Annotated in this window: 12 protein-coding genes; 10 read left to right on the top strand and 2 right to left on the bottom strand. The window is 55.8% G+C overall.

Annotated elements, in window-relative coordinates:
* Window positions 1-6: 6 nt before the first annotated feature.
* The 10 genes from ACFO5Q_RS00100 to clpB all read left to right on the top strand — a co-directional run bounded on the left by ACFO5Q_RS00100 (window position 7) and on the right by clpB (window position 13,899).
* Window positions 7-1,236 carry an aspartate kinase gene (locus tag ACFO5Q_RS00100; protein ID WP_068150409.1) on the top strand — a complete coding sequence of 410 codons (1,230 nt, stop codon included), beginning with the start codon at window positions 7-9 and terminating at the stop codon, window positions 1,234-1,236.
* Window positions 1,237-1,262: 26 nt separating this feature from the next.
* Window positions 1,263-2,279: an NAD(P)H-dependent flavin oxidoreductase gene (locus tag ACFO5Q_RS00095; protein WP_068150407.1), complete on the top strand. Its 1,017-nt coding sequence runs from the start codon at window positions 1,263-1,265 to the stop codon at window positions 2,277-2,279.
* Window positions 2,280-2,398: 119 nt separating this feature from the next.
* The gene (gene ptsP / locus ACFO5Q_RS00090) at window positions 2,399-4,606 is read left to right on the top strand and encodes a phosphoenolpyruvate--protein phosphotransferase (RefSeq protein ID WP_068150402.1); all 2,208 of its coding nucleotides are present in this window, start codon (window positions 2,399-2,401) and stop codon (window positions 4,604-4,606) included.
* A 315-nt stretch (window positions 4,607-4,921) separates the two neighbouring features.
* Complete coding sequence (locus tag ACFO5Q_RS00085; RefSeq protein WP_068150399.1) at window positions 4,922-5,836, top strand: helix-turn-helix domain-containing protein; 915 nt, start codon at window positions 4,922-4,924, stop codon at window positions 5,834-5,836.
* A gap of 103 nt (window positions 5,837-5,939) precedes the next feature.
* The gene (gene ispG, locus ACFO5Q_RS00080; RefSeq protein ID WP_068150396.1) at window positions 5,940-7,055 is read left to right on the top strand and encodes a flavodoxin-dependent (E)-4-hydroxy-3-methylbut-2-enyl-diphosphate synthase; all 1,116 of its coding nucleotides are present in this window, start codon (window positions 5,940-5,942) and stop codon (window positions 7,053-7,055) included.
* Between the two features lie 21 nt (window positions 7,056-7,076).
* Window positions 7,077-8,315, top strand: a complete 1,239-nt coding sequence (hisS, locus tag ACFO5Q_RS00075) for a histidine--tRNA ligase (protein WP_068150394.1) — start codon at window positions 7,077-7,079, stop codon at window positions 8,313-8,315.
* An 11-nt stretch (window positions 8,316-8,326) separates the two neighbouring features.
* Entirely contained in the window at window positions 8,327-9,406 is a 1,080-nt protein-coding gene (gene prfA / locus ACFO5Q_RS00070; RefSeq protein WP_068150391.1) for a peptide chain release factor 1, read from the top strand.
* Window positions 9,403-10,263, top strand: coding sequence for a peptide chain release factor N(5)-glutamine methyltransferase (prmC, locus tag ACFO5Q_RS00065; protein WP_197421207.1), 861 nt, complete (start codon window positions 9,403-9,405; stop codon window positions 10,261-10,263). Before prfA ends, prmC begins: the two co-directional genes overlap by 4 nt.
* 196 nt (window positions 10,264-10,459) lie before the next feature.
* Window positions 10,460-11,095 (top strand): DUF4167 domain-containing protein, encoded by a 636-nt coding sequence (locus tag ACFO5Q_RS00060; protein WP_068150390.1) that lies wholly within the window; start codon window positions 10,460-10,462, stop codon window positions 11,093-11,095.
* A gap of 203 nt (window positions 11,096-11,298) precedes the next feature.
* Complete coding sequence (clpB, locus tag ACFO5Q_RS00055) at window positions 11,299-13,899, top strand: ATP-dependent chaperone ClpB (RefSeq protein WP_068150387.1); 2,601 nt, start codon at window positions 11,299-11,301, stop codon at window positions 13,897-13,899.
* 80 nt (window positions 13,900-13,979) lie between these two features.
* On the opposite strand, the gene ACFO5Q_RS00050 is transcribed toward clpB, so the two are convergent.
* Entirely contained in the window at window positions 13,980-15,893 is a 1,914-nt protein-coding gene (locus tag ACFO5Q_RS00050; RefSeq protein WP_068150385.1) for an alpha/beta hydrolase family protein, read from the bottom strand.
* Window positions 15,894-16,031: 138 nt separating this feature from the next.
* Window positions 16,032-19,256: a TonB-dependent receptor domain-containing protein gene (locus ACFO5Q_RS00045; RefSeq protein WP_068150382.1), complete on the bottom strand. Its 3,225-nt coding sequence runs from the start codon at window positions 19,254-19,256 to the stop codon at window positions 16,032-16,034.
* Window positions 19,257-19,529 lie beyond the last annotated feature (273 nt).

Below are 19,529 nucleotides of genomic sequence, written 5' to 3'. Positions count from 1 at the left end.
ATTCAGATGGCACGGATAGTAAAAAAGTTTGGTGGGACTTCTGTTGGCGACGTTGACCGCATTCGCAACGTAGCAAACCGGGTCAAGAAAGCCGTGGACGAAGGCCATGAAGTGGTTGTCGTTGTTTCCGCCATGTCGGGCACTACAAACCAACTGGTGGATTTCTGCCGCGCGGCCGCACCCATGCATGATGCCCGCGAATATGACACTGTCGTAGCAGCTGGCGAGCAGATTACCATCGGGCTCCTGTCTATCTGCCTTCAGGAAATGGAAGTGCCTGCGCGCTCTTTCCTGGGCTGGCAGGTGCCGATCCACACCAACGACGTCCATGGTGCGGCCCGAATCGAATCTATTGAGACCGAAAAGCTTGAGGAATGCCTGAAGGGTGGCCGTGTGGCCGTTGTGGCAGGCTTCCAGGGTATTGCTGACGACGGCCGCATCACCACGCTTGGTCGGGGTGGGTCGGATACGTCAGCGGTGGCGCTTGCTGCTGCCCTGAAGGCGGACCAGTGCGATATTTACACGGATGTGGACGGTGTCTACACCACAGACCCTCGTATCGTGCCAAAGGCGCGCAAGCTTGATAAAATTACTTATGAAGAGATGCTCGAGATGGCATCCCTGGGGGCCAAGGTGCTGCAGACCCGGTCTGTTGCCATGGCCATGACGCACGGCGTGCGCACTCAGGTTCTGTCATCTTTTGAAGACCTGCCCGGAACACTTGTAGTTGGTGAGGACGAAATCGTGGAACAGGAAGTAGTAAGCGGGATCGCATATTCCCGCGGCGAAGCAAAAATTACCGTTGTTGGCCTTGAAGACCGGCCTGGTCAGGTATCGCACCTGTTCGCGCCGCTTGCCGAGGAAAATATCAACGTCGACATGATCGTGCAAAGCGCGTCCGAAGACGGCACGTCCACTGACGTGACCTTCACGGTGCCTGAGGATGACTTGAGGAAAGCGGTTAAGATTCTCCAAGACCGCAAGGATGAGCTCAAATACCGCGACCTCGTCTACACCGGCGACGTTGTAAAGGTGTCTGTTGTGGGTGTCGGCATGCGTAGTCACGCAGGTGTCGCAAGCAAAATGTTTGATACGCTCGCAGAAAAGGGTATCAATATCCAAGTTATCTCTACGTCTGAAATTAAAGTTAGTGTAATTATCGACGCGGAATATACAGAGCTTGCAGTTCGGGCGCTTCATACGGCCTATGGTTTGGATGCCCCGACTGACGCATAATCTGCGTAGAGTTTGAGGGTATTTTTATGAGTGAAATTGGTCTGGCGCGCCTGGAAAGACACTGGCAGCGCGGCAAGGAATTTTTAGGCAGTGAATATGCCATCCTTGGCGGTGCAATGACCTGGGTCTCCGAACGGAACCTGGTATCCGCCATCTCTAACGCAGGTGGCTTCGGTGTCATCGCTTGTGGCGGAATGGGGCCAGACCTTCTGGCTGCTGAGATCGCCGCAACTCGCAAGCTGACCGACAAGCCTTTCGGGGTTAACCTGATCACGCTGCACCCCGACCTTGATGCCCTTATCGATGTCTGTGCCGAGCAGAAGGTCAGCCATGTGGTACTCGCGGGCGGCCTGCCAAGTGGCGCTTCGATTGCCAAAATCAAGGGTTTCGGGGCCAAGCTGATGTGTTTTGCGCCAACGGCGGCGCTGGCCAAGAAGCTGGTGCGGTCTGGCGTTGATGCGATCATTATCGAAGGCGCTGAAGCTGGCGGCCATATCGGGCCTGTGTCCACAAGTGTCCTCGCGCAGGAAATCCTGCCGGTGATCACAGACGTGCCTGTTTTCGTGGCGGGGGGTATCGGCCGCGGTGAAGTGATGGCTTCCTACCTTGAAATGGGTGCGTCAGGTGCCCAGTTAGGAACCAGGTTTGTGGTTGCAGAAGAATGTGTGGCTCATGAAAACTTCAAGAAGGCTTTTGTTCGCGCGAGTGCCCGAGACGCTGTGGCGAGCACGCAGATCGATAGCCGTTTCCCTGTAATTCCTGTGCGTGCGCTCAAGAATCAGGGCACAGAAGATTTCATGAAGACCCAGCAGGAAGTTGTCGCCAAATTCCGGGCCGGTGAAATTGCCCAGGACGAAGGCCAGATGATGATTGAACACTTCTGGGGTGGTGCCCTGCGCCGCGCGGTGGTTGACGGCGACGTCGAAACCGGCTCTGTTATGGCTGGTCAAAGCGTCGGCATGGTCAAAAAGATTGAGCCGACCGCCGATATCATTCGGGAGCTTGTAGACCAAGCAATAGCCCACCTGGATGCCCGAGGCTAACAGGTGGATCGCGGTTTCCGCCGCACGCCGGCTCATCGGCCGGTACAAGCAAGAGGGGGAATGCCTTGCCTGACCACGTAAGTCAGCCAAGATTGCTGCTTCGGCGGCTCCATAGCGTTATGGCTGGCAGTGGCCAGCCGCAGGACCGGCTCGACCGCGTGGTCCGTGTTATCGCGCAGAATATGGTTGCCGAAGTTTGCTCAATCTATCTGGCTAGGGCAGGCGGCATCCTGGAACTTTTCGCGACAGAAGGCCTGAAGGAAGAGGCTGTGCACCAGACGCGCCTGCGCTTCGGTGAAGGCCTTGTGGGTCTTGTGGCCGAACGTGGCCTGCCGCTGAACCTTTCTGAAGCACCGCAGCATCCCCGATTCGTTTACCGCCCTGAAACAGGCGAAGACATCTATCACAGCTTCCTTGGCGTACCGATCCTGAGGACCGGCAAGGTGGTGGGTGTTCTGGTTGTGCAGAATGTGGCCCCGCGCCGTTATAAGCCAGAGGAAGTGGAAGCGCTTCAGACCATCTCGATGGTGATCGCTGAGCTTGTGGGCTCTGGCACCCTGGTGGACAAGGAAGAGCTGTCGGAAGACAGTACCACGACGGGCCAGCCTGTCACGCTTGACGGCATGTCTCTCGCGGGTGGTGTAGGCGCCGGTGTGGCCGTGTTTCACCAGCCGCAAATTCATATCACTCGCACGGTCGCGGAAGACGTTGATGCCGAAAAACTGCGTCTGGAAGAGGCGATCGCCGAACTTAGGCTTCGCCTTGAAGAGCTTATAGAGCATCCAGACCTTGCCCATGGCGGCGAACACCGCGAAGTGCTCGAGACCTACCGCATGTTCGCCTACGACCAGGGTTGGCAGGACAAGATGCGTGATGCTGTGCTGTCGGGCCTGACCGCCGAGGCTGCGGTCGACCGGGTTCAGCAGGAAAACCGCGCCCGTATGAGCAAGATCCGTGATCCGTACCTGAAGGAACGGATTTCAGATTTTGAAGACCTCGCCACGCGTCTTATCCGGATCATCCAGGGCGACACCACCGATTACCGGATAAAGCTGACAGAGGATTCGGCGTTGATTGCCCGCACGATCGGCCCGGCAGAGTTGATGGATTATGACCGCGATTTTCTGAAAGCCATTGTGCTTGAGGAAGGATCGGCGACGTCCCATGTGACCATCATTGCTCGTGCGATGGGCATTCCTGTTCTGGGGCGGGTCAAGGGCCTGTTGACACATGTTGAGCCCGGCGAACAGGTGATCGTCGATACAGGCAGCGAGCATGTCTACATTCGCCCGGCCGATGATGTGGTTGAAAGCTATAAGGCGACGCTTGAGCTTCAGGAAAAGCTTTATGCCGAATATGCAGCCGAACGCGAGCTGCCTGCGGAAACGGTGGATGGCCAGCGGGTCACGCTTTTCATGAACGCGGGTCTGTTGGTGGACCTGCCCAGCCTTGATACGACCGGTGCCGAAGGCATCGGCCTGTTCCGGACGGAATTCCAGTTCATGGTTTCACCGGCGTTGCCCCGCGTGGATGAGCAAACGAAGATCTATAAAGCCGCGCTTGAAGCTGCAGGCGACCGACCAGTGGTGTTCCGCACCCTGGATATCGGCGGCGACAAGCCTGCCCCTTTTCTGCCACGCGAAGAAGAAGAGAACCCGGCCATGGGTTGGCGCGCAATTCGCATCGCGCTCGACCGCCCTGCGCTCCTGAGATATCAGTTGCGGGCACTTCTCTATGCGTCGCCGGGAAAGACACTTCACGTCATGTTTCCCATGATTGCGGAAGTCGCCGAACTCAGGCGCTGCAAGGCGATCCTGCAAAAGGAAATTGACCGTCTGGCCAAGCATGGCCGTGAGGCGCCAACGGCTGTGAAGGTGGGCTGCATGCTTGAGGTGCCGTCCTTGTCGTGGCAGCTCGATATTCTGCTTAAGGAGATCGACTTCCTGTCGATCGGGACCAATGACCTGATGCAGTTTTTCTTTGCCTGCGACCGCGGCAATCCGAAGCTTGCCAACCGGTATGACCTACTGGCACCGCCTGTTCTTGCTTTCCTCCATATGGTGATCAAGGCGTGCGATAACGCAGATGTTCCTGTAACGCTGTGTGGTGAAATGGGTGGGCGCCCCATCGAGGCCATGGCACTGGTGGCGCTGGGCCTTCGTCGCATTTCCATTTCGCCTACATCTGTGGGGCCAGTGAAGCGCATGATCCGGTCAGTCAACCTGAAGCAGTTGCGCGATTTCATGCTTTCAAACATCACGTCGCCGGAACATTCGATTCGCGACTCACTCCTGGCTTTTGCCCAGGATCACAACATCAAACTCTGAAATTCTCTTGAAGCAGCAAATGTTTGCTGTCAGGAGGGGAATAATTTCCCATAAAAATTGAATCTATTTGACTCGGGGCGTTAAATGTTTTTTGACTAATGTGTGGTCCAATAGAAACCGTAGAAAAATACCACGGACCGCAACCACAAGCTGCTCGCACGATAGCGGGGTGCACTTTGGATGCAGAAATGTGGTGCTCGAGAGGCCTAGGGTTAAGCCGGACGGTCTCATGATGGGATAACGCTGTAATAGCAGGTTACTGTCTGTCCAGACTGGAAAAATCCAGCAAAGGCAAGGCAGGGGACGGTTTTTGTGATGAACCAGGAAGTAAAAACAGTTGGTAAACTGTTGCAGGACGCGCGTGATGAGCGTGGCCTGAGTATTGAGTCCATCGCCAAAGATATTTGTGTCAGGAGCAGCTATCTGGTCGCCATTGAAGCGGACGACTATAGCGAGCTGCCTGAAAAAACTTTCGCAGTTGGTTTTGTGCGCGCTTATGCCATGGCACTAAAGCAAGACGCAAAAGCCATTGTTGCTCAGTTCAAAGAAGAATATGGCGCAGAAGACGAACCGCTGGCTTTGCCGGTGGATAACGCGCTCGCGCAGCCTCGTCGCCGCCTTCCTGGCTGGCTATCGCCGCTCGCTGGCGTTGTGGGTGTCTCCCTTTGCTGGGCCATGTTCGGCAGCAGTATCGTACCTTTTAGCCTGACCGCTGACAGCGACATTATTGACCGCAATACAGATGTGGCGCAGTTGCAGGCTGTGCAGGCCTCTTTACCGTCTCTCACAAAGGAGACAGAGGTCCTGAACGCTGACGCCGCAGTTGTCGAAGAGGTGGTTCAGCTGGAAACAGTGTCATCAGACCGTGAAAAACTGTTTGCGCGCCCTGCTTCTCTGTTCTCGCCGGCAGCGATTGCGGACCAGGCCGGGCCAGCAACACCGGGCCAGGCTGATTTCACATTGCAGGCCAGCGAAGATTCCTGGGTACGCCTTGAGAATACAGACGGTACTGAAATCTGGTCTGGCGTTCTGCGAGAGGGCCAGAGTTACCGTCCGCAGATTGAAGGGGCCGCGCTTCTGTCTACCACAAATGCCGGTGGCGTGACATTGACGCTCGGGGATCAGCAGATGGTTGCGCTAGGCAGTCGCGGAGAAGTGATTGAAGGCGTTCGTCTTGACCAAGACCGCTTGCTATCTTCTATCAGCTCTTCAGGTGCTGGATCGCGCTAACTTTATCATTCCTTTATTTCGCGAATTTCCTTGCTTTCAGCGAGGCGCTTCCTCATGTATAACGCCAACAAACACGCTTGGAGTTAGAAGGTAATAGGCCGTCATGAGTGTACGCCCCTGGAGAGATATTTATCGCCGGAAATCCCGCCAGATCATGGTCGGGAATGTTCCTGTTGGGGGCGACGCGCCGATCACGGTGCAAACCATGACCAATACCCTGACGTCTGATCCGTGCGCGACAATCAACCAGATCCGTACGGCGGAAGAGGCCGGCGTCGATATCGTGCGGGTTTCCTGCCCGGACGAAGACTCAACAGCGGCGATGCCGACGATTTGCCGCGAGGCCAATGTGCCGATCGTGGCGGATATCCACTTCCATTATAAGCGGGCGCTTGAAGCAGCCGACGCTGGCGCAGCGTGCCTCAGGATCAACCCGGGCAATATTGGGTCTGCTGATCGGGTTCGGGAAGTAATCCGCGCCGCGAAAGCCAACGGCTGCTCCATGCGTATTGGCGTGAATGCCGGGTCCTTGGAAAAGCATCTCCTGGAAAAATACGGCGAACCTTGCCCCGAGGCATTGGTTGAAAGCGCGCTGGAGCATGCCCGCATTCTTGAAGACAATGATTTTCATGACTTCAAGATCAGCGTGAAGGCGTCTGATGTGTTCCTGGCCGTCGCGGCTTATCAAGGCCTTGCTGATGCGACAGATTACCCCCTGCATTTGGGTATCACGGAGGCCGGTGGCCTTCGAGGCGGCACGGTCAAATCCGCTATCGGCATCGGTTCGCTTCTTTGGGCCGGTATTGGTGACACCATCCGCGTGTCCCTCTCTGCTGAGCCGGTCGAGGAAGTGAAGGCGGGCTTTGAAATTCTCAAGTCACTTGGCCTCAGGCACCGTGGTGTGCGGATTGTTTCCTGCCCGTCCTGCGCGCGCCAGGCTTTCCCGGTTATCAAGACCGTGGAGGTGCTGGAAGAGCGCTTGTCACACATCCATACGCCCATGAGCCTGTCGATCATCGGCTGCGTGGTGAACGGTCCTGGTGAAGCGCGGGAGACGGACATCGGCCTCACTGGCGGTGGCCAGGGCAACCATATGGTTTACCTCTCGGGTGTGACCGATCATAAAATTACTGACGACAAGCTTGTCGATCATATTGTTGATCTTGTGGAAGAAAAGGCGGCTCAGCTTGAAGCCGCTGCAGCCCAAGACACTCATTAGCTGACGTAAAAGGAATTTCCCGTGTCCAAACTGCAACCAGCGCGGGGCACGCGCGATATCTATGGGGATGAAGCCCGCCGGATGAATGCCGTGGTGGAAACGTTCCGCCGTGTGGCAGGTTCATATGGTTTCGAGGAAATCTCTACCCCGATATTTGAATTCACAGATGTGTTTCGCCGCCCGCTTGGTGAAGCATCCGATGTGGTTTCGAAAGAGATGTACACCTTCGAGGACCGGGGCGGTGAAGAGATCACGCTGCGGCCGGAATTCACAGCCGGCGTGTGCCGCGCCTTTATCTCAAACGGGATGCAGCAGAACCTGCCGTGCCGGTTGATGAGCAACGGACCGGCTTTCCGGTACGAGCGCCCGCAGAAAGGCCGCTATCGCCAGTTCCATCAGATCAATGCTGAGCTTCTGGGCCCCGAAAACCCGGAAGCGGATGTGGAGCAGATCGCCATGGCTTGGCGCCTGCTGCGCGAGCTTGGGCTTGGTGACAAGGTTATCCTGCACCTCAATACACTGGGTGATGTGGAAAGCAGGGTAGCCTACCGCGAGGCACTGGTGGCTTATTTCGAAGCACACAGGGACAAGCTGTCGGAAGACAGTGTGCGCAGGCTCGAAACCAACCCGCTCCGTATCCTCGATAGCAAGGATGAAGGGGACAAGCTGATCGTGGCCGACGCGCCGCTGCTGTCGGCGCACTTGAATGAGGCATCCCACACCTTCTTTGAAAGCGTGAAGGCAGGCCTTGAAGCCGTGGGCGTGCCTTATGAGCACGACGAGCGCCTGGTGCGCGGCCTTGATTATTACACCCACACGGCTTTTGAGTTCGTCACCACCGAGCTGGGCGCACAGGGCACGGTTCTGGCCGGTGGCCGCTATGACGGCCTGATTGAGAAGCTCGGTGGTCCAGCCGTGGCCGGTGTTGGCTGGGCAGGTGGCATCGAACGCCTTGCCATGCTGTCTGACTTGGACCTCCGAGAGGTTCGCCCGGTTATGATCATGCCAATGGGCGAAGCTGCGACACTGAAGGCCTTTGCGCTCGCGGAAGACATGCGTGAAGCCGGATTGACTGTTCTCGCAGACCGCAGTGGCAATATGAAGAAGCGCCTGAACCGGGCCAATAAAGCCAACGCGCGCTTTGCCGTGATCCTTGGCGACAATGAGCTGGAGGCCGGTAATGTGATGGTGAAAGAGCTTGATAGTGGCGAGCAATGGGAAGTGCCGTTTGGCGGCCTCGTTGCCTCGATCAAGGCGTAAGGAGAGAAGCCATGATTTCCGATGAACGCCTGGAACTGCTAACTGATCGCTATGACTATCTGGGTCATGCTCTTGGCACACCCGATGAGTTTTCGAACGAAGAGTTCGTGAAGCTGAGCCGCGAGTATGCCGACCTTGGCCCCGTGGTTGAGGCAGTGAATGCCCTCAAAGCCGCGCGCCAGGAGGTTGAAGATCTTGAGGAGATGATCGCGTCAGGCGACGATCCCGAGATGAGAGAACTGGCGCAGGAAGAGCTTAAAGAGCTCAAGGAAAAGCTGCCCCAAATGGACCGGGACCTGTCGATCCAGCTGCTGCCGAAAGATGCGGCGGATGACAAGTCGGCGATCCTTGAGATTCGAGCGGGCACGGGCGGTGATGAAGCGGCGCTGTTCGCAGGCGACCTTTATGAAATGTACGAAAAGTACGCAGCCACCCAGGGCTGGAAGATGGAGATGATCTCTGGCTCCCCATCTGACGTTGGTGGCTTCAAGGAAGTGATGGCGAACGTTTCCGGCAAGGGCGTGTTCGCGAAGCTGAAGTTCGAATCCGGGGTGCATCGGGTGCAACGTGTGCCGGCAACCGAATCAGGTGGCCGCATTCACACAAGCGCGGCCACCGTTGCGGTAATGCCGGAAGCGGAAGAGGTGGACATCGAAATTCGCCCGGAAGACATCCGGATTGATACCATGCGATCTTCAGGCGCAGGTGGCCAGCACGTAAACACCACCGATAGTGCCGTGCGCATCACCCACCTGCCAACCGGGATTGTGGTGACATCAAGCGAGAAGTCCCAGCACCGGAACCGGGAGAAGGCCATGCAGGTGCTGCGGGCACGGCTTTATGACCGGGAGCGGGAGATGCTGGCAGCGGAGCGGTCAGAGGCGCGTAAGAGCCAGGTTGGTTCAGGTGACCGGTCTGAACGCATTCGTACCTATAATTTCCCGCAGGGCCGAGTGACGGATCACCGTATCGGCTTGACCCTTCACAAGCTGGATCAGATTCTGGCGGGTGAAGGCCTTGAAGAAGTCATCGACGCCCTTATCAGTGAAGATCAGGCAGCTAAACTGTCCGCTATGGAAGAAGGCTTTTGAGCGTAGCGGACACCCTTCTAAGTCAATTGAAGGCGGCTGAGGTCAGGCTTGCCTTGGCCGGGATTGAGACTGCCCGTCTGGACGCAGAAATCCTAATGGCTCATGTGCTGGGCTGCCCACGGATGGCGCTCTACGGCAAGCTGACAGCTGCCGTCCCCCAGCAAGCGGTGTCAGAATTTGATGCGCTGCTGAGCAGAAGGCTGACGTGTGAGCCGGTAGCCTACATCACCGGCGAGCAGGAGTTCTGGAGCCTGCCCTTCAAGGTGACACCTGACACCCTGATCCCACGCCCGGACACTGAAACCCTGGTGGAAACGGTCCTCAGGCAGATGGACGGACTGCCGGTTCGGCGCGTCCTCGACTTGGGGACAGGGTCCGGCTGTATTTTGCTGAGCCTCCTGCATGAATTGCGGGACGCCCTTGGAACTGCCGTTGATATCAGCGCCGGAGCCCTGTCGGTGGCCAAAGAAAATGCTGTATCGCTGGACCTTCAGGAGCGGGTCGAATTCTTTCAAGGCAGCTGGTTTGCCCCCCTGGATAAGCAGGCACAGTTTGATGTGATCGTTTCCAACCCGCCATATATTCCATCAAAGGATATGGCCGGCCTGATGGCCGATGTCCGGCTTTATGAGCCAGGCAGTGCGCTTGATGGCGGCGAAGATGGTCTGGGCCCATATCGTTTGATCGCGGATCAGGCACCTGCATTTCTTGCGCCTGGCGGCCTACTGGCGGTGGAGGTGGGCATTCACCAAGCTGGTGACGTGATGGCGCTTTTTGATGCTGCGGGTCTGGTCGGAACCGGCAAGGTCAAAGACCTGGGCGGTGTTGAGCGCGTGCTATACGGCAAAAAAAGCTGAATTCTCAGCCTTTTTCCCTTGGAATGCATAATAAGACCCGTTAGGGTGAGGATGTCTTGGAAAGAGCGGACATGGTCTTTGGGAACCAACCGCTGCAGACATAATTTCCGAAAAAGGTCGAATTTCGATGTCGGAAGACTGGCAGGCTTGGTCTGCCTTTGAATTAATTTCTTATCACTGTTGGTAATGATTTCGCATGAAACAGAATCAGAACGCGCGGAAACAGCGCGGTAGGTCTGCACCCCGCAAAGGCGGCAAAGGTAGCAATGGCGGTCCTGGTAACCGTAGCAACGAACCCAAGGTTCGTGGCAATCCAAAGCAACTGCTGGAAAAATACAAGAACCAGGCACGGGAAGCCAAGCAGGCTGGTGACCGGGTTCAGGCTGAATATTTCTATCAGTTCGCCGACCATTATCAACGGGTCCTGAATGAGATGACCGCAAGGAATGGCGGCCAAAACCAGCGGGACCAAAACCAGCGCGACCAAAACCAGCGCGACCAGGGTCAGCATGAGGATGACCAGCCGTCATCTGAAAGCGTGCAGCAGGACGCCGATCAGGCGCAGCGCCGAGGTCGGGGGCGGCGGAAAAAGCCTGAAGACCAGGATCAAAATGGTGGCCAAGCGGGCAATGCAGCAGATCCAGCCGCGGTAGAGCAACCTGTTGAGGTGCATCCGGAGTTGGATCTGGACGGCACTACGGCAGAAGAAAAGCCGAAGCGTCGCCGGGCACCTGTGCGCCGCCGCAGCCCCAAGGCTGATGTCGTGCCGGAAGCCGCTGCAGAAGTTGCCGCCGACGCTGGTAGCAATCCAGAAGGCAATGAAGCCGCCTAAGGGCCATTGTGCCGGCTTAAAGAGTTCCAAAAGGTCGTGCCAGCGTTGGTGCGACCTTTTTTCATGGCTCCTACCCTTGCGAGAATTTGATATAATACCCACATGTGTATAGCAGGCGGGCTTCAAAGAAGGCGTCTGTGAGTAACCGAAAGTAACCCTGTCGCTTCAAAAGAAGGGCGGGACAATCATGGGGTTGATGACACATGAACATCGAAAACTATACCGACCGCACGCGCGGTTTCATTCAGAGCGCTCAAGGACTGGCCCTTCGTGAGGGACACCAGCGCTTTACACCAGAACATCTTTTGAAAGTATTCCTCGACGACAAGGAAGGCCTCGCGGCGAACCTTATTCGCGCCGCAGGAGGCAAGCCTGAAGAGGCGCTTAAGGGCGTTGAAGAGGCCCTTGGAAAGTTGCCCAAGGTCGAGGGATCGGGTGCCGGACAATTGCATCTGGACCCTGCAACAGCGCAAGTATTTGCCAAAGCAGAAGAGATCGCCGAAAAGGCGGGTGACAAGTATGTCACTGCCGAGCGCATGTTGCTTGCATTTCTGCTGACACCCAAGTGTGACGCAAGCAGCATTCTGATGAAAGCTGGCCTGACGCCCGAAAAGCTTAATGACGCAATCAATACCATCCGCAAGGGTCGGACGGCGGACACCGCTTCGGCCGAAGACGCTTATGATGCCCTCAAGCGCTTCGCGCAGGATCTGACCCAGCGGGCCCGCGACGGCAAGCTGGATCCCGTGATCGGCCGCGATGAGGAAATCCGCCGCACGGTGCAGGTCCTCTCGCGCCGGACCAAGAACAACCCGGTGCTGATCGGTGAACCTGGCGTTGGTAAAACCGCGATTGCGGAAGGCCTTGCATTGCGGATTGCTAATGGCGATGTGCCGGATAGCCTGAAGAACAAAACCATCATGGCGCTTGATATGGGCGCGCTGATCGCAGGTGCAAAATACCGCGGTGAATTCGAGGAGCGCCTTAAGGGTGTGCTGCAGGAAGTTTCCGCAGGCGAAGGTGATATCGTTCTGTTCATTGACGAGATGCACACGCTTGTGGGCGCAGGCAAGACCGACGGTGCCATGGATGCTTCAAACCTCCTGAAGCCAGCGCTCGCGCGTGGTGAGTTGCACTGTATCGGCGCCACAACGCTTAATGAATACAAGAAATATGTTGAAAAGGATGCTGCCCTTGAGCGCCGGTTCCAGCCCGTGTTTGTTGGCGAGCCGACGGTTGAAGACACGATCTCCATCCTGCGCGGCCTGAAGGAAAAGTATGAGCTGCACCACGGTGTCCGTATCACTGATGCCGCGCTTGTGGCTGCCGCAACTCTTTCAAACCGCTATATCACCGACCGGTTTCTGCCGGACAAGGCGATCGACTTGATGGACGAAAGCGCTTCGCGCCTGCGTATGGAAACCGAATCGAAACCTGAAGAGATTGATGAGCTGGACCGCAAGATCATTCAGCTGAAGATCGAACGGGAAGCCCTGAAGAAAGAGAAGGACGAAGGGTCCAAAACACGCCTTAAGGATCTTGAAAAAGAACTGGCGGACCTTGAACAGCGTTCTGCAGAACTGACAGCTCGCTGGCAGACAGAAAAGGACCGCATTGCCGGGGACAAGAACCTCAAGGAACAGTTGGATCAGGCACGGATCGAGCTTGAGCAGGCTCAACGTCGCGGTGACTATGCCAAGGCGGGTGAGCTGCAGCACAGCACAATCCCAGGGCTTGAACAGCGCCTCGAAGAGGCAGCTAATGCCGATGAGAGCGGGTCGCTTCTCAGGGAAGAGGTAACCGACCAGGATATTGCGGCCGTGGTGTCGCGCTGGACTGGTGTGCCTGTTGAAAAGATGCTGGAAGGCGAGCGCGACAAGCTCCTTCGGATGGAAGATGAGCTCGGTCGTCGTGTGATCGGCCAGCGGGAAGCCCTTGAGGCCGTCTCGGCCTCTGTGCGCCGCGCGCGTGCTGGCCTGCAGGACCCGAACCGGCCGCTTGGCAGCTTCCTGTTCCTCGGGCCCACTGGTGTGGGCAAGACAGAGCTTACAAAAGCGCTGGCCTCGTTCCTCTTCAATGACGATACGGCTATGGTGCGGATCGATATGTCCGAGTTCATGGAGAAACACTCCGTGGCCCGGCTGATCGGCGCCCCTCCGGGCTATGTCGGCTATGAGGAAGGCGGCGTGCTGACCGAAGCCGTGCGACGCCGGCCATACCAGGTGATCCTGTTCGACGAGATCGAAAAGGCCCATCCGGATGTATTCAACGTGCTGTTGCAGGTGCTGGATGATGGCCGCCTGACGGACGGGCAGGGGCGTACGGTGGACTTCACCAACACGCTCATTATCCTGACATCCAACCTTGGCTCACACCTGATTGCCGAGTTGAAGGACGGTGAACCGGTTGAAAGCGTACGCAACGAGGTGATGGATGTGGTCAAGGGCTCCTTCCGGCCTGAGTTCATCAACCGGCTGGACGAGATCATTCTGTTCCACCGGCTGGAACGCAGTCATATGGCGGCGATTGTGGATATCCAGGTTCGCCGGCTGCAGAAGCTTCTGGACGACCGCAAGATCGTGATCGACCTCTCGGACGAAGCGCGGGATTGGCTTGGCAATATGGGCTACGATCCGGTTTACGGTGCGCGCCCACTGAAGCGGACAGTGCAGAAATATCTGCAGGACCCGCTAGCGGATGAAATCCTGAAGGGTGACATCAAGCCGGGCGACCATGTTGCTGTGTCTGCGGGCGATGGCATGCTGCTCCTGAACCGACAAGAAAGCAAGGCTGATGCAGCCTGATAACTAGAGGCCTGATAGTTCAGGCTTAGAAGAAAAAGCCGGGGTACTTATTCCCCGGCTTTTTGCCTGTTTTGTATCGCTTACTTGCCGAAGCACTTGTCGCTGGCGAGCCAGTCAAGAAGCTCGGTGTAGAATTGCTTCTTGTGTTCGTGCGTAAAACGATTCGAGAAGTGGTCCAGACCTTCCATCTCGGTGTACTTATAGTCCTTGCCGTATTTTTCCAGCTCATCAACAAACTGGCGGCTGTGGATCACCGGCACACGCTCGTCAATGGCGCCATGCACGACGAAGATTGGAATGTTGACCTTTTCGACCTGCTTCTCAGGCGAAATGCCCTTGATTGTAGGGCGCTGCAACTCTTTCAGGAACGGGCTGTTGTGCAAGCCAGCATTCAGTAGTTCCAGATTGCTGACACCTGCTCCTGCGACAGAGCACTGATAAATGTTGTTGTCGCGCATAGAAGCAACAAAGGCCGCATAGCCGCCATAGCTCCAGCCAAACATGGCAAGCTTGTCTTTCGTAGACAGGCCCTTTTCCACCAGATACATGGCCGCATCATCAAGGTCATCCTGCATTTTCAGGCCCCAATTCTCGTCACCGGCTTTCCAGTGATCAAGACCATAACCTGTGGAGCCGCGATAGTTTGGCTGAATGACCACATACCCCCTGCTGGCCAGCAGCTGGGACCACTCATCATAGCCACCGGTCTCACGAACCCACGGACCGCCGTGCGGCAACACAATGCCGGGGTGCGGACCTTCGCTGCGTGGCACTGTCAGGTATGCATAGATGGTGCGACCGTCGCGGGCTTTATAGCGGATGTATTTCTTTTCCGCGAGGTTGCTCTTGTCCAAAAGGGGATATGTATCGCCGATCTTGATCAGCTCCGCTTTGTTTTTCAGCAGATAATAGGTGCCAGGTGTCGTGTCGGACGAAACATAGACCATGATCATATTGTCGTCGTCGGACCGGCTGTAAAGTGACACATCATCTTCCGGGAACAGGGCCTGTACCGCGTCATGAAGCGCTTTTTCCGCGGGATCCGTATAAAACCGGCGATATTCTCCTGCGTCGTAGGTATAGCCTAAAAGCTTGCCTAGGTTGTGTGGCTGGTTGCCGGTGATGATACCGCCTGCATCCACAGACTTCAGGCCGAACAGGCGTTCAGATGTCTGCTTAGTTTCCAGATTATAGGTGTAAATACCTGATTTATCCTGACCGTTATTGGCCCGGATGTAGATTTCATTCGGATTATCAACCGAAAAAGCGAGAAGATCAAAGTCATCCCGGGTTTCTGCGTCTGGTGTAACCGTCTTGATCAGTTGCCAATCGTCATCGCCCTTGAGGCGGGCATAATATTTGATCGATCCGGATTCGACCTCAAAGCCTGTGCCACCACGGATATCGCCGTCGAGGTCACTGATGAAGCCGCTAATCTTGGTGCTGCCACGGATGACTGTACGTGTGCGACCGTTATTGACATTAAATCGAACCACGTCAGGAATACGATTTTCATTCGCATCCATTTCTAGCAGGATTTCGTCCTTCTCGCTTCGGAGCCAAGACATCCAGCTGCTGCCATCAGGCAGGTATAGCCATTCGCCTTTGCCGTCAGCATCGACAATCGCGCGCTGGAAGCGGTAGTAGCTACCCAAGCGGTTCGGGCGATCCTTCTGGACGCGGAAAGTCATATACAAGCGGTCGCTGTTTGCCCATCCAACGGCAAGCATCTGCATTTTGTCTGAGCCAAGGCGCACTGGCTCTCTGTCCATCCGGCGAGTATCGTAGATATCCAGAATATAGTCGCCAGCAGCTGTAGTCGCACGCAGGACAGCAAGCTTCTTTCCATCAGGGGATATACGCGCATCCTGAATGATAGGCAGCATGGTGAAAGCCTCCAGCGGAATCTGTTCTTCTTCCGCGAAGGCGGTGTTGCCCGGCGCAGCTGTCAGTGACAGCACAGCGGCCAGAGCGAAACCGAGTTTCTTAAGCATTGAATCTCACCCCAATCTCTTCCCAAGGTAGAGGCCACAGCGAGCGAAAACGCGGGCCCTCAGGTGAAAATGGCTCCAGGAGAAATTCTCCCGGAGCCACAATCTAACTTAGCCCACAAGAGTGAGCTAAGACTTTTCTTAGAATGTTGCGCCGACGCTCATGAAGACAGAGCGGCCAGTCACGTCGTAGCCAACACCGATTGGAACGTTGCGCACGCTGAAGACGCCTGCACTGTCCACGCGAGGTGGCTTGGCATTGAACACGTTCTCAACACCAACGTTCACGCGGTATTTTCCGTTGCTCCAGCCAACCGACATGTTGTGGCGCATGTAGTTTTCGGTGTAGTAGACCGGACGACAGCCAACACCCAGGCCATCACAAGGAATGGCAGTGGTGTCGAAGTCTTCTGGGTTGTCGTTCTCACCGCCTTGGATCCAACGAGCATCCCAGTTGAATGCGAAGTCATCGTATTCAAGGGTCAGGAGGCCGCGAGCTCGCCAGTTTGGAGAGCCAGGCTCGCCAGCAAGGTCGTCAACGTCACCGAACAGCTCGAAAACGTTCTCGCGCTGGTTGGTTGCACGCAGGTCGAACGAAACGCCAAGCGTCTTGCTGCCAACTTCAAAGTCCTGCTGATAGTACATGTTGAAGTCGAAGCCTTTGGACGTATAACGACCAGCGTTCACGAAGGATGTGTCCAACAGATCGATGAAGCCGTCGGTGTCGCGTGAAATACGGCTACAGAAGCCGCTGGTTGCGTTCGGCTCATCCGGGTTGTCGTAACAACGGTTGATGATGAATGCCCGAGTTGGTTCTTCGATACTACCAGTGATCTCGATGTCGAAGTAAGTCACAGCGAGACGGAGATCGAAGTTGTCGAACCAAGGTTGCTCAAGAACAACACCAACTGTCTTACTGGTACTTTCTTCTTCTGTCAGGTCAAGTGCACCACCGGTGTTGATTTCCACAGAGTAGGAACCAAAGGTTACCGGGTTCAGACCAAGTGTAGTCGGATCAACACCGTCTGCACGACACGCGTCGAGAACGCGGTCAAGACGAGTGTCTTCTGCTGCATTATAAACCTGAGGATCGCCAGGCTGGCTGCCAGGCGCATTGACCCGAGCCGATTCAGGAACAACACACGGGTCAGAAACAGCGTTAAAGCCCGTGGTGCCATTCAGGAAGTGCTCACGCAGGTTTGGTGCACGGTAAGACGTGCCATAGCTGCCGCGGAAGGTCAGATATTCAACCGGACGGTACAGACCTTTTACAGCGTACGTGGTGGCCGGAGAATAGTAGCTCTCATCTGTCCAGCGCGCGGATGCGTCGATCGACAGTTCTTCTGCGAATGGCAGACCTTGCAGCAGGTCGAAGTGAGTTTCTGCATAGAATTCATGCAGGTCACGGGAACCGTCTGCGCCAGCGTCAGCAAACCAGCCGAAGAGCAGGCCGTCGGCTGCTACGTCGTTCGGGTTGGAAGCAATGGTGTCGCGGCGGAATTCGTAACCGAACACGATTGGAACAACAGTGTCGTTCCATGGCAGACGGAACAGGTCACCCGTCAGGAATGCACTGGCCATTGTCTGCTTAACAATTGTTTCCGAGTAACGCTCAACAAACAGGAAGTCTGCTTCCGCGGCGGTGAATGTACCCCCACCTTCTTGGAAGATGTTGTCACCGAACAGATTTACGGCAACACAACCGTTTGATGGATCGTTACAAACTACATTGCCGTTGCCGTCACGCGTTGCGTCAAGAGACTGCTCAAGACGAGGTGCGCTGATACCAAAGCGGCTGTTTGTACCTTTTGAGTAGCTATAGGAACCGTATGCGTCATAGGACCAGTTACCTTCGCCGAAATTGTCGAGCGCGCTGATGTTACCACGAACACCACCAACCAGACGGTACTGGTAGAGGTCGAAGTTCGCCGTATCACGGTCGCCGCGGATGTTCACAATTGGGGTCACGGAGGTTGGGCCAATTGGGAAACCGATCACGCCAAGACAGTCAACACCGTCCACACCACAAGGGTTGTACGGGTTGTCAGCGCCAACAGTTGGGAACAACTGGTAGCCAGCTGCGAAGCTGCTGTCATCACGCTGAGAATACAGGCCTTCGAAGTAGAAGGTCGTATCGTTTTCGTCCTGCAGGTTATAGTCTGCAGTACCCAAGATTGTCACACGCTGGGATGGTGTGATGAATTGGGATTGTTGCGCATAATCAGAACGATCAAATGCATAGAACGGGTCCTGGAAGTCGAAGTCCTTGAGGCCATCGCCATCCCAGTCAACGATGGCATAGCCATTGTCGTCTGTCAGGTCACCGTTTGCGTTGCTGTCAGCTGCTACCCAGTGAGGGAAGAAGCCGGCAAAGCCAGTCACGGACGATTCAGAGAAGTTAGGAATACCGTCCGACACACCAGGGATACCAGTGTTGGAGAAACCAGGCGTGTAGTAAACGCTGCCCCAGAACACCGGGATAGATATACGGTTGGTCAGAGGGAAGATGCTACAATCAACGATGCCACGGGACTCTGGGCCCAATGTGCGGTCGCCTTGGTAACGGTTACCCTGAGCGTCTTCATACTCATAGCCTTCACACTCGCCCATGTATGGGTTTTCGCCCACAGTCTGCGCCTTACGGTCATAGAATTCGGCACCGATCATGAAACTCGCGCGGTCCGTCTTCGTGCCCCACAGGACAGAAGCCGTCAGCTCTTCGCCGCCACCAGCGAATGGAACCTGGTAGGATGCATCGACCTCAAAGCCTTCAACGTCCTGACGCAGTTTGATGTTCACCACGCCTGCGATAGCGTCGGAACCATAAATGGTGGAAGCGCCGTCAAGCAGGATGTCATACTGATCAACCATGATACTTGGGATCAAGTTCAGGTCAGGTGATGTTGGCGCGCCACCGATACCAGCAGGCGCCAGACGACGACCGTTGAGCACAACAAGAGTACGCTCTGGGTCGAGGCCGCGCAGGCCAATCTGCTGCGAACCAGGACCGTTGTCGATCACGAAACCACCGAAGGTATTATCAATCTGAAGACCGGACGTTTGTACGGTGGACTGCAGAACGTCTGCAGCACTGATCAGACCGATTTCACGGGACTTCTGACCCGAAATAATCTGGATTGGGGAAGCGCTGGTAAATTCGCTGCGGCGGATACGGGAACCCGTAACAACCACCTCTACCAGTTCGTCTTCCATTACGCACTCGCCAGCGTCGTTGATCACTTCGTCGGCGGCGCATTGCGCATCTTGTGCCATTGCGCCGGACGTGCCCATCATGCCCGCTGCCGCAATAAGCAGTGAAGCCGTGCTGTATGCCAGCCGGTTCTTCAATAGCTCTGTGCTATTCATAAGTTACTCCTCCCAGAGATAAGTAGCGCCTGCCAGCCCCGACAGGCGCCCCTGACCTTTTGTTAAGGCTTCTAAAGTGTCGGTCCCCACAAATGGAGTAAAGCCAAAGATTAACGGATCATTAATTATGAAATCCAAGTGTGACAAAAATGTAACTTCTGAAACTAACCCAGACTAAACTTAAGGCGTATCCATGCAAAAAATGTTGTGATGACATTATGTTGCGACAGCTAGTTTTTCGTTCTCAAACCGGTGTAAGCACGCTAAAGAATT

It is taken from the genome of Kordiimonas lipolytica, from assembly GCF_042651265.1.
Lineage (GTDB): Bacteria > Pseudomonadota > Alphaproteobacteria > Sphingomonadales > Kordiimonadaceae > Kordiimonas > Kordiimonas lipolytica.
This window is presented reverse-complemented; position numbering and strand designations above follow the sequence as displayed.